Here is a 12655-nt window from a genome sequence, read left to right on the forward strand (position 1 = left end):
ATTATTTACAAAGTTTAATTTCTTTTCCGCTATCTGAATCCTCGAATTTTTTGAACAATTTGCCATCCACATACACCTCGTAGCCTGCTTTTACAGGTACTTTCACTTTTTCTCCTGCTTTGTATTTCGATGTAGAAGAAGAACCGTCCGCACGCACGCGCACCTCGATCTCTTTAGAACAGTTGTTGATAAGGTAAACGTCGAAGTAGCCGCCAACAGCAGTTACAGTTACCGGCGTTTCAGTTGTTGCGGCACTTACTGCCTGAGAAGCCATTACGGCAAACAGCACCATGGCTGAGATTTTTTTAAATGCATTCATTTTTTAAATTATTTTAAGGTTATAAATAGATTTTTAAAGTTGCCTGAGAGGGTGAACCTGCTAATATATTAATAATTACTTTCAGCACAATACCTGTAGTAAAAACTTGTTAATTATTTCATAACGGAATCAATTAACCAGGAATATGGCGTATAGCCGCTGGTACACTGTATCATCATATACCGGTTTCATAGGGAGTATCTCTTTGTTTTTATAAAAAAGCTCTTTTTCATAGTCCGACTTCAGATCCAACAGGTTTTTCTGAGGAATCGATAATTTTTTGAGGTCGGCGAGCGCTGTTTTGCGTTTGTCCTTTTCCATAATATCGAACAACCCGGTAAGAACCTCTATTGCCTTTACACCATCCTCGTTAAATCCCCAGTTGGCATGATGGTAAGCGCGGTAGTGCAGCTGGCGCACTGCATGTAGTCCTTCATAAGCCGGTGATTGTTTTTCATTCCATATTTTCCATCCGGCAGCAGCGGTTTCCGCATCAAAAAGGGTGTTAAAAGGAGGGTCCGGGAGCTTAGGGGCATTATCCTGCAATTGGTTGTTCCTGTAGCCCAACAGCAGCCCGGTAAGTTCAGGGAAAGCTTTCATATCAATTTTCCTGCTCCACTTTGCGCCGCGCTTCAGCATGTGCCCAATGATCTCAAACGCAACTTTCTCCAGCTCCGAAATACGCTTTTCATAATACCTTTCGTATAAATAAATCACATCATCAAGCAAATAGTCTCTTGATTTCCATGTAAGGTTAAGGTCGGCATCGTAACGAATAACCAGTTCTGAGGCAAAAAGCATTGTAAAGAGGTATACCTCATAATCCACACGGTTCCTCACGCCAAGAAATTGATGGATATGCAATATATTGGCCAATGCCGAAAATCCGTACGGTGCTCCCATATCAGGATCGGCACCACGGTCCAGCAGCATCCTTGCTATTTCCAGCTTTTCGGCATAATTCTTATTGGTAAAGTCGCCCGACAAGGCACGGTTGATCAGCGGGAATGCATTTTTACGTGCTGATGCAAATAAAAAAGACGCGCCGTGCACCTGATGCTCGTCCATCAATTTTGTAAATGAGGCTACATCGGCCTTATCAATTGCCGCCTGTAGTTCCTTGCTTAGTCCGGGTTCGAGTACTGTAACCATTAGTTTATTTTTAAATTCTTACCACTTCTCAAAAGGATATTTTTCATAAATGTCAGCCACCATCAGTTCGCACAAGCTTATGAACTTTTCGGTATCGAACCATTCGAACGGCTGCAGTTTCTTTCGCATCTTTTCATAATCTTCCGGTGTTGTGGTGTCATCGATATATTTGAAAGGCTTCAATGTTTTATTAACCGCTTTCAGCTTTTCCGGAGCGTTATCGTCGATATAGCTGTAATAGGTGCCTAATGACCTTCCATGCTCGTCTTCATAATAGCATTTGGTACAGGCTATTGCCAGTTCGGGATAATAATTTGGTTCCTCACCTGCTTTATATTTCGCCAGGATGTCTTTCACATCAGGAATGTTTTTAAACTCCCGCATAAAAAATTCTATGGCATTATACAGCATCTCATATTCATTGTCCGGCATGAACTCGGCCTTTATATCATCCTTGTATATTTTCGGAAGGTTGGGCAGGGCAAAAAGGCTCTCCGGTATGGTTTTCATTTCCGGGTTGTCTTCGATCGACAAGCCGATATTCTTGAGCTTTACGAAATTGCCGATAGCCTCAGGTACGGCGGTAAGGCGGGTATTGTAAAGGGAGAACCATGTAATTTCTGTGAGCGAGAAGATATCGCCAGGCAGTTCTGTCACCGGCATGTTGATGATCAGTTCTTTCAGGTTCGTTAATTTGCCAACGCCTTCCGGAAAAACAGACAAGCTCGTCCTGATGTTTAATTTCTGCAGGGAGAGCTGGTCGAAAACGAACATTGGAAATTCATCAAATTCTCCCCCGATCTTAATATCATAGATGTGGGGCATATCAATGCTGTCAAATCCGAAGCTTACTTTCCCTTTCGTACGGCAGGTAAGGCTCCTTACAGAAGATGCCATTTGAGGCACTACATCCCATACCAGCTGTGCTACACGCTCGCTGAGGTCGTCCCCAATATAAAGGCGAACTATATCGTGCTCATTAATGTCATACAGTTCATTAAGCAGGTAATATTTTATCTCTTCATCGGTCGCCTTTTCAAGGAAATACTCGCGCATATCCCTTACTGTATGGCTTGTCATGGAGAGGTACTTTGCAAACTGTAACGTGTTGAAGCCTTCTATTTTTTCGAGTTCCGGCAGGTCAATTGCCAGATTCTTCATGGCAGAATAATTGCTGTAATCCCTTTTCGATACCACCTTTAATGCCTGCTTCACCGGTTCCCCGCCAATTTTACCCAATAACACCTTAAAGTTTTTCTTCAGGTCCTTGCTGTACAGCGTGGTAACTACGGCAAGCAGCATTTCATCAACGCCTTCCGGTTTTTGTGTCGGGTTGGCCGCAAGGAAGTCGTATATCTTTCCTGCACCGAACCCCCTTATATGCGAAAATATTTCTTTGTAGTCCATTTTGTTTTATCAGTTTAGTATTACCATTTGGCAAATGGATATTCTTGGTAGACTTTGGCCGCCATCAGTTCGCACAATCCTATGAACTTTTCGGTATCGAACCATTCGAACGGCTGCAATTTCTTCCGCATTTTTTCATAATCTTCGGGTGTGGTGGTCTCATCAACATATTTAAAAGACTTCAATGCCCTGTTCACCTCTTTCAACTTTTCGGGCGAATCTTTCTCTACATCCTTATATAAATTTACTAACGCCCGCCCGTGCTCATCGTCATAATAGCATTTACTTGTAGCCATTAAAAGCTCTGGGAAAAAGTTGGGTTCCTCGCCGGCCTTGTATTTTTCCAAAAGTTCCTTTACCAAAGGGATTTCTTCAAAGTCCCCGATGTAAAAGTTCATCTCGTTGTAAACCTTTTGGTACTCGTTAGAAGGCATGTACTCGGCCCTGAAATCATCTTTATACGAGTCGGATAGGTTGGGCAATGCAAATACACTTTCCGGAATTGTTTTTATCCCGGGAGAGTTATATAGGCTCAGGTAGGTTAGGTTTTCCAGTTGCCCAATAGCTTCCGGTATTTCCGTCAGTGCAGTATTGCCCACCGAAAAGCTTTTAAGGCTTTTAAGTGTAAAAACCTCCTCGGGTATTTCGGCTATTGGCATATAAAGGCCCAGTTTCTCCAGATGCACAAAGCTGGAAATGCCTTTAGGCAAAACCTTTGCGTTACAGGTAATAGTAATTTCTTTTAACGACGGCCACCCGAACAAGAAAGATGGGAACTCATCAATATCAGCATCGAGTGTGATATGGTAAATCTGAGGCATATCGATGCTTTCAAAACCAAAGCTTAATTTCCCGTCCGTACGGCAGGTAATTCTTCTTATGAAAGGTGCAAGCTCAGGCACAACATCCCACATCAGCTGCGCTACGCGGGGGCTTAACATTTGACCCACAGACATATCAAGGCTGCTTTTGTCATTGCGGTCATACAATTCGTTAAGCAAAAAATATTTTATTTCGGCATCGGTGCCGTGCTCAAGAAAATAGTCGCGGCCTTCATTAAGGCTCATGGCTACTATTGCTGCATATTTTGCAAATACAGGGGCGTTGAACCCATCGACCTTTTCAAGTCCCGGCAGGTCGGCCAGCAGGTTTTTCTTACCCGTACCCGCATTATAATCCCGTTTTGAAATAAGTTTCAGGGCAGCCTTTACCGGTTCACCGCCCATTTTAGTGAGCAGGGCCTTAAAGTTCTTCCTTACATCGGCACTGTAACATGCCGTCCCTACTGCCAGTAGCATTTCGTCAATGCCTTCAGGCTTATTATCGGCATTTTCAATAAGGTAATCGTGTACCACCTGGTATTGCCTGGCTTCTGTTTTGTCAAATATTTCTTTGTAGTCCATTTTTTATGATCGGTTAGAGTGATGCGCCATATTCCCGTAGCCTGTTTTCAATAAAGCTGAGGTCATTGTCAGGGAAGGCTATCTGCAAGTCGCGGTAGGTTTTCACAAGGTTGTTCATTTCAGTACCGTATGTGGCAGCTTCTTCCTTATCGATGAAAAGCAGCTGCCAGTTCTCTATGCAGTACATTTGTAGGCAGGTTTCGTAATACTCCCGCAACGACAGTTTCAGGTGATGCACCTTTTCATCATTAAAAAGATACAGCTTGTCCTCAAATATAGAATTGTCGCTGGTGCCGTCAAAGTGAATGCAGGCGAACTGGTATTTTACATTGGTATTGTCAATAATACGCAGGTTCTTTATCAGCTCGTAGTCCTTATTGTCTTCATCAGTCAGGTCTTTCAGCCAGGGCTCACTGCCTAAAAAATTTCGTGGGCTTGTGAAGCTGTAGGAGCCAATGTTATCCTGCCTGTGTGTCAGGTTCGGGTGGTTGCGTTTATCTTTATCAAAAGAATATTGAAGGTTGTTGTCCCATGATACTTCGATGAGCTCTTTAAACGAATCATCAAGGCTAAAAGTAAAGTCACGTTCGTAATCAGGCTCATCATCGGGCTCGCCGTTGAGCACATACAGCTGGATATTGATATGGGCGGGGATAATTTCAAGATAACCGTCGCCGCAGCTTTCTATGCCGGTTTTTGGGTTGTTTTGCAACTGGGTTTTAAAGTCTTCGTATTTTTGGGTAAGGCCGTACATGATGATTAGCTGGTTTAATTTAACTGCAAGGTATTATTTAATGTGCAATTTAGATTTATAAATGATTATTCGGCTATGCCTGTCGAAAATTTGTTAACAGGTTAAAGATATTCGTTTCGGGATCACTAGTCACGCACATACGGTATTTCAAACCACGCCATGACCCCGGTTATGATGCCTTCCCGTGAAGTGTTCAGTAATTTAACAGGCTCCGGCCCTGTATACACATTGGCAAGCCGCTCTACCGTTATATTTACCGAACCCGATTCTAATATAGCCTTTCTTTCGCCAGGCTCCAAAGGGCCTCCGGTATTGCTTACCTCAAATAACAGCCTTTCGTCTTTCATCAGGAACCGTACTTCAACCGACCGTTCAGTAACCACTGACTCCATGGCACGCTTTACCGCATTGGTAATCAAGGGCAGGGTAAGCATCGGCGGTATATAGATGGCCTCACTGTCAATATCATCTTCGTCAACTGTGAAGCTAAAGCTCCCGGGATGCAGCAGCTGCTGTACGGCAAGGTAATTGGTTATCATCACGATCTCTTCATCCAGCGCTATATAATCCCCCGTGCTGTTTTCCAGGATCTGGCGTGTCAGGCGTGCAAACTTAGAGAGGTACGTTGCGGCAACATCCGGTTTGTCTTCCCTGATGAGGGTTTGTATACTGCTGATGGATGATGTTATAAAATGGGGGCTCATTTGCGTGAGCAGCAGTTGCTGGCGCAGGGTGTTGCTCTTTTTGGAAAGCAGCATATTTTTCTTTTTAAAGAACCGGAATAATAGTACCGTAACCAGCACCAGGAAAACCGCTACCAGTACCGAAATCCATATCTTCACGCTTTTCCGGAAGCTTTCTTGCTCCTGCTTTGCCCTCTGGAGTTCCCGCTGTTGTTTCAGCAGCTTGTTTTGGGTTTTGATCCTTTCAGTCTTAAAATTGAAAGCCATATTTCCGGCGGTGCTCTTTTTTTGGGTATCATAATATTTTTCCTCCAGCGCTTCATGCTCCCTCAGGTAGTTGTATGCCCTTTGGAAATCCTCCATGGCAGAATACACTTCACTCAGGCAAAATGCGGCAGTAGAAAGCATATCATTATTTCTGGCCGCCTTTGCATCTGCATATACTATTTTTAAATGGTATTCCGCTTCTTTGTATTTTTTGTTGGTTGTGCATATTTTGGCATAATAAACACGGCTTATGTCCACATCTCCGGGATCGTACTGTTCTGCTGCCTCAAGGGCTTTCAGGAAATAGCGTTCTGCCGTTATGAAATCCGGATCGCCCCCAAACGGATCGCTGTAGCAGAATCCCAGCGAACTGTATATATTGTCGAGGTCACCATATTTCTGTAATTTTTTTGCCAATGCCAACGATTCTTTAAACATCGGTATAGCGCGTGATGTATTCCACCCGTTCCAGAGATCGCCCGCCCGCCACAACGCATGTTCGAGCAGTGTGTCGTTTTTAACTTTCCTTAGTACTTCAACGGCTTTGTCAGCATAGCCCATTGCTTCAAGAAATTGCCCATGTTCTTTTTTGCAAACCTCAAGGGTCATATAGCACTTCGCGAGGAGCAGCCCTGGCGGGTATTTTTCAAGGATCTTTACGGCTTCCTCCCCAAGCCCGATAGCCGTTTCATAGTTTGCCGTCCGGGAGTAAAGAACAGATAAATTGAAAAGGCTGCACCCCAGATTTTGGTCGAGCTTTTGCTTCCTGGAAAGGGCGATCGCTTTTTGGTAATATGCTTCCGCCTGCGGGTATTCTTTTTTTTCGAGGTAACGGTTGCCCAACTGGTTTAGTGAATCAGCCTGAGCTTCAAACTTCGTTTTTATAATATCTGCCTGCGCCGTTGAAACCTGCGGAACAAAAAGCATGAGGCAGGACATCAGGAAGCATATGGCAAGGCATCGCTTCATGCAGGCTTATTTTTTATTTTGTAAGGGATGGCAAATCGGCTGACGGCCCCTCTTGCAACACCATTTTCCATGATAGTGGCTACCTCAATATCGCCCGGCACCGCATTGAGCCTTTCCGATGTGATTTTTGTAGCCATAGACCGGTGGCCTTTCCTTGTCTCCCCTGTGAGGCCTTTTCCGTTATCCGATACTTCAAAGTAAAGCTTCCGCAGGTTTTTGTAGAACCGGATGTATATCATTCCGCCTTCCTTCTTTTCTGAGAGCCCGTGCTTTACGGCATTCTCTATAAAAGGCTGCGTGAGCATAGGAGGGATATACAGTGTTTCGGTATCGATGCCCTCATCAGCCTTAATTTCAAACTCAAAATTATTATTGTAGAGCAATTGCTCGATAACCAGGTAGTTGGCCGTCATGTTGATCTCTTCCTTAAGGCTGATGTACATCAGGGACGAATTTTCAAGTATTTGTAGTGTGAGTTCCGAGAATTTGGACAGATAGCCTACCGCTTCGTCGTTTTTGTCTTCATAAATAAGGCTTTGGATAGTATCCACGGAATTAAAGATAAAGTGTGGGTTCATTTGTGTAAGCAGCAATTTCTGTTTCAGCTCATTGTTTCGGTTAACCGTAATTGCCCTTTTTTGCCTGAAGTAAAAATAAAGAAATATCAGTACGGTAGCCAGTACAATGATAGCAAAAATAAAAAAGAACAGGAAAGCATTTTTTCGGGAATCAGCCTGCTCTGCGGCTATCTTTTTCGTTTCTGCCTCTGTTTCCAAAAGCTTGTTCTGGAGCATAAGCTGTTCGGCATCATATTTTGTAGATACCGCATCGGTGCTTGTAAGCGTTACGGCATCTTCTAATTCCCTGTCTGCAATGACGGCCTCCAGCTCGTAATTATAAGCCTGCTCGTAATTTCCCTGTGCCAAGTACAGCCTTGCCATGCTTTTGTTGGCAAGCATATACTCCTCACTGTCTTCATGATCGGGCCGCAGGTTGATGCACTTTTCAAGCCATGATTGTGCCTGCCCATAGTTTTTGAGGGAAAGGTACAATTCTCCTAAATGGCGCTGTATAGACATTTCTGTGTCTACATAGGGATTTTTATTAAGGTCTTTGAGGGCTTCCAGGTAGTATTTTTCGGCGGCGCGGGGCCTGCCCAGGGATGCATGGCAAAGCCCAGCTTTATCTTTTATGTAGGCCCGTGCGTTATAAAACCCTGTGCCGGGCGTTTCATCAAGGGCATCTGCCAGCTGCTTTAAAGCTTCGGTATAATTGCCCCGTTCTGTAAAAAAGTCGGCATAGATTACCTTTGCTGTTGCAGCCGGGCCTTTTTTATGTGGGTTCTCCCTGAATAATGAAAGCGCTTTACGGTGATATAAGGCTGCTTTTTTATAGTCTTTTTTATACAGGTACACCTGTGCCATCACACTGTAGCACTGCGCTATACCTATAGGATTTTCCGTTTTTTGCCATGATTCCAGCGCCATCATGATATTATAAAAAGCATCGTCGTACTCGCGCGACCTTATATAAGCCTGTGCGACCCGGTAATAAGAATTCACCCGGATCTCCGATTTGGCATTCATCAGCCTTGCATCAACATAATTCTGTTCGAAAGCCGCTTTCCGGTTCTGGCCCAGCCTGCTAAAGGAGTCGACTGCCCGTTGCAGGGAGTCTATTTCCTTAAAGTCCTGGGCATAGAGCATGCTGCCCGCGCAGCAAAAAACGCAGGATAATAGCAGGCTCCATTTTTTTATACAGGGAAGGCTCACTGATCGTAAGGTATTACCACTTGCTGTAGCTCTCCAGGATAGTTAGGAACTCCTCCTTTTTGCGCACGGCCAGTGGTATTTTCGATTTGTCTTTCATCACTATTGTAGCGCCGCCATCGGCCTTTATCAAGTGGTCGAAATAAAGCATGTTGATAAGGTGCGACTGGTGCGACCTGAAAAATCCCTGTGGCGTGAGCATTGTTTCGTAATCCTTAAGGGTGTTGGACACCACAAGGTTTGGGGCGTTTATGAAGTAAAATGTAGTATAGTTTTTATCCGATTCGCAATGCAGGATGTCCTGCACGTTTACAGAATATACTTTTTCGGCGGTCTTAAGGATAAGCTTTTGCAGGTTTCTCGGGCGCTCCATGTTAGAGAATAGTGTGCTCAGCTTCAGGTCGAGCACTTCCTTGTTTACGCTTTCCTCTGCTTTTTTTACGGCTTCAATAAGGTCGGCGGGCTCTACCGGTTTCAAAAGGTAATCTATCGCGCTGAAGCGGAAAGCCGTAATGGCGAACTCCTGGTAACCGGTAATAAATATTACCTTAAAATTGATAGGGCTCAATTCCCGGAGCAGGTCGAAACCTGTTCCGTCGGGCATCTCCACATCCAGGAATACGAGATCCGGCAGGTACTTTCGTATTGCTTCCATACCTGATTTTACATCCTCGGCTTCGGCAATAACGGCCACACCGGGACAGTGCTGCTTGATTGTAGTAATATTTTTAGCCCTTATTTTTGCAATGTCATCAATGACTATGGCTCTTAGCATAATTTGATTTGTTTACTGTTATCGTTCTGTCGTCCGCGGTATTAATTTGCCCTTGTATAGCCTTTCCCCAGCTTTTCATTTATCAGCTTGTCGCGCTCTTTTTCTGCTTTCTGCAAAGAGTCAAAAGCCTTTACATTCTTTTGCCCTGACGTTCCTGTTTTTCCATAGGTTATGTTCAGGGTGGTGCCTTCTTGTGCTACCTGCCAAAACTTATCGCTTTTTTCATCTTTATAGGTCAGGAGTACTGCCTCGCCTTCTTCCACTTTAATTTCCGGCTTGTAATAGGATGACAGGTTGAATGCCGCTGTTTCATAGCGCATTTTTTCCCTCAGGTGATGAAGGTAGGCCGCATTGGCAACTTCAAACTCCAGGGTGTACAGGTCTTTTTCAAGCTTCCTTTTTACCGGTTTGGATACCATGATCTTATTGGCAGCTTCGATCACTTTCAGTGGTTCATTGTCAAAACGTATATAATGCTGGCCATCGCTTATTCCGCCGCCCGAAGTCCTCAAGCCATATTGCCGGAAGAGTTCTTCATTGTTCTTTTCCCTGTAGGCGACGTTTTCGCGCTTATCAGCTTCTTCTTTGGTAATAATGAGCCGCCTTCCATCATGGTAGAGCTGCAGCATATCATATTCTTCCTTTAGCGGGTGCTCTTTAACTAATTTCTCCCATTCTTCTTTAGGTATAGGCAGCTTGTCAAAATAACGCCTTCCAATAAGCCCCGTTTCCAGCAGTATTTGCAACGCAAAGTCTTTTGAGCCGATATCGCTGCCGGCATCCGGGTGTATTACCCTCACTTCGGCAGTTACCTTTGTATTTTCTATTTTTTTTATCGTGATCCTGTATAGTGTCGACATGATAATGGTTTTATATATCCGTCTGCTAATATATAAAAACAAAAAGCCGGATAACCGTCAAATGAAAATTCGTACGCATTTTTTGATAGTTCGTAGAGTACTGAGCGCTTAGGCAAAAAAAACCGCCCGGTTGGGCGGCTATGTTAAGGAACTGTCTAAACCTTTAAAGACTATTTCACCACATAGGTACATAGCTCTAATTGCTTCAAAATTTATAAAGTTGTTCTCAGTTATAGTTAAACATAGTATTGAAGCTATGCTTCAATACTAGTGTGTACTTATGCACCTCTGAACACTATGAAGATCTATGTCTATGTGGTTAATTAAATCTTAGACATTTTCTAATTCAGGAATTGCTTCCGGTATTCTACAGGGCTAAATCCTGTTTCTTTCTTGAAAAGCCTCGAAAAATAAGGCGGGTTCTCAAACCCCAGCAGGTAGGCCGTTTCACTCACTGTTTTTTCAGAGCCCTGAAGCAGGTTCTTGGCTTCGGATACGAGGAAAATATGAATGAGTTCCAGTGCCGTTTTCCCTGTTTCCTGCCGCAGCAGGTCGCTCAGGTAGCGCGGCGAGGTATTAAGCGCATCGGCCATGGCTTTTACGCTCGGCAGGCCTTTGTCCCGTAGCTGGCCATCCTCAAAGTAGGATGATAATATGCCATTGAAACGGGAAACAGTTTTGCCCGACAGCTGTGTGCGGTTGATAAACTGGCGCTTGTAAAACCGTTGCGAGTACTTCAGGATCGAATTGATATGCGTGAGCATGATGTCGCGGCTGTACTCGTCTTCATTGTTATTATATTCTGTCTGCATCTTGTAAAACAGGTCCCATACTATCTGCTCTTCGCGTACCGAAAGGTGCAGCGCTTCATTGGCCTCATAGTCAAAATAGCCGTATTTCTTTATTTCCGAATGCAGCGGGTGCCCATTCAGGTAGTCCTCGTGCATAAAGATGATGAAGCCGTTCTCCTCGAGTTCAACATCCTTCATCTGCATTACCTGGCGTGGCTTTATAAACGACATCGATCCGTTGTCATGGTCATACTCCGTGCGGCCGTAAAGTATAATCCCTGCCTTCATTTTCTTGAACATGATCATGTAAAAATCGCCTGTAAACTCGGCCCCGCTAAGGCTGCATTTGTCTACCCTGCTGCATTCCACAAGGCTTATAAGCGGGTTTTCGGGTGGCGCGAAACCGTTGAGCCGGTTAAAATCGCTGATGCTCTTAAAATGTTCCATAGGTTAAAATGGTAAAAACACCTGCGCGATATGGCGCAGATGTTATTGTAAAGGTATTTAAAATCATTTAAGTTTGATATGAACTGAAGATCCTGTTTGTCACATCGAGCGCAGTCGAGATGCAAAACAATCAAATGCCGCATTTCGACTGCGCTCAATATGACATTTGATTGTCTTCTTCATGATTAAGGTTACTCAATTATTTACCATGTGCTGCCACGGCAACCTCATTCCATTCTTCCCATGTGGCAAGACGGTCTGCATAAACCTGTTTTACCCAGGGTAATGCTACTTTACCCAGGAACAGGCGTAACGGCGGGTTTTGTGCATCTGTAAGTTTAAGGATCGCGCCTGTGGTAGCTTCGGGCTGGCCAAAGATATCGGTATCGCTCATACCTTCCTGAAAAGCAGCTTTTACGCCGTCGTAAGCGCTTATCGGCTGGCTTTGCACGGCTGATGCGCCTGCCCAGTCGGTAGCAAAGCCATTTGGCTCAACCAGCGTTACTTTAATTCCGAAGTCCTTCACCTCACTTGCCAGTGTTTCGGTCAGGCCTTCCACGGCAAATTTCGAAGCATTATAGATGCCCAGAACCGGCAGCGTAACAACTCCCAGTACGCTCGATACCTGTATGATATGCCCGTGGCCCTGTGCCCTCATTATTGGCAGTGCCGCCTGGGTTATCCATAGCAGGCCAAATACATTGGTCTCTATCTGGTCACGCGCTTCCTGTTCGGTCGCCTCCTCAATAGTACCAAAAAGCCCGTAGCCTGCATTGTTGATCACCACATCCAGCATGCCGAAATGTGCTGCTGCCTTGTTAACAGCCGCAAAACTTTCATCACGGTTATTTACGTCCAGCTGTAACGGGAGCACCGCATCGCCATATTGGGCAACAAGCTCGTTAAGGGTTTCGATATTCCTTGCGGTAGCGATCACTTTATCGCCGCGTTTCAAAAAAGCTTCTGCCCATAGGCGTCCAAATCCTCTTGAAGCGCCTGTTATAAAAATTGTTTTTGACATTGTTTTGTATCATTAAAGTTTGATGGTACAAAGCTATG

The 12655-nt window shown here is 44.4% G+C and carries 11 protein-coding genes; all 11 read right to left on the reverse strand.

Going from position 1 to position 12655, the window contains the following annotated elements:
- Position 1: 1 nt before the first annotated feature.
- A complete protein-coding gene (locus AAEO56_RS11155) occupies positions 2–319 on the reverse strand; it encodes a hypothetical protein (protein ID WP_341697136.1) in 318 nt (105 codons plus the stop codon).
- Between the two features lie 129 nt (positions 320–448).
- Entirely contained in the window at positions 449–1471 is a 1023-nt protein-coding gene (locus AAEO56_RS11160) for a hypothetical protein (RefSeq protein WP_341697137.1), read from the reverse strand.
- An 18-nt stretch (positions 1472–1489) separates the two neighbouring features.
- Positions 1490–2878, reverse strand: a complete 1389-nt coding sequence (locus AAEO56_RS11165) for a leucine-rich repeat domain-containing protein (RefSeq protein ID WP_341697138.1) — start codon at positions 2876–2878, stop codon at positions 1490–1492.
- A gap of 20 nt (positions 2879–2898) precedes the next feature.
- Positions 2899–4281 (reverse strand): leucine-rich repeat domain-containing protein, encoded by a 1383-nt coding sequence (locus AAEO56_RS11170; protein ID WP_341697139.1) that lies wholly within the window; start codon positions 4279–4281, stop codon positions 2899–2901.
- 13 nt (positions 4282–4294) lie between these two features.
- Positions 4295–5035 (reverse strand): hypothetical protein, encoded by a 741-nt coding sequence (locus AAEO56_RS11175; protein ID WP_341697140.1) that lies wholly within the window; start codon positions 5033–5035, stop codon positions 4295–4297.
- 125 nt (positions 5036–5160) lie between these two features.
- Entirely contained in the window at positions 5161–6954 is a 1794-nt protein-coding gene (locus tag AAEO56_RS11180) for a tetratricopeptide repeat protein (RefSeq protein WP_341697141.1), read from the reverse strand.
- Entirely contained in the window at positions 6951–8726 is a 1776-nt protein-coding gene (locus tag AAEO56_RS11185) for a tetratricopeptide repeat-containing sensor histidine kinase (protein WP_341697142.1), read from the reverse strand. The genes AAEO56_RS11180 and AAEO56_RS11185 overlap by 4 nt, the downstream gene beginning before the upstream one ends.
- A gap of 13 nt (positions 8727–8739) precedes the next feature.
- Positions 8740–9498 (reverse strand): LytR/AlgR family response regulator transcription factor, encoded by a 759-nt coding sequence (locus AAEO56_RS11190; RefSeq protein WP_341697143.1) that lies wholly within the window; start codon positions 9496–9498, stop codon positions 8740–8742.
- Between the two features lie 41 nt (positions 9499–9539).
- Entirely contained in the window at positions 9540–10358 is an 819-nt protein-coding gene (locus AAEO56_RS11195) for a WGR domain-containing protein (RefSeq protein ID WP_341697144.1), read from the reverse strand.
- 341 nt (positions 10359–10699) lie between these two features.
- A complete protein-coding gene (locus tag AAEO56_RS11200; RefSeq protein WP_341697145.1) occupies positions 10700–11596 on the reverse strand; it encodes a helix-turn-helix domain-containing protein in 897 nt (298 codons plus the stop codon).
- Positions 11597–11795: 199 nt separating this feature from the next.
- Positions 11796–12617, reverse strand: a complete 822-nt coding sequence (locus tag AAEO56_RS11205) for an SDR family oxidoreductase (protein ID WP_341697146.1) — start codon at positions 12615–12617, stop codon at positions 11796–11798.
- Positions 12618–12655 lie beyond the last annotated feature (38 nt).

Origin of the sequence: Flavobacterium arundinis, from assembly GCF_038289855.1 — a bacterium.
GTDB classification, from domain to species: domain Bacteria; phylum Bacteroidota; class Bacteroidia; order Flavobacteriales; family Flavobacteriaceae; genus Flavobacterium; species Flavobacterium arundinis.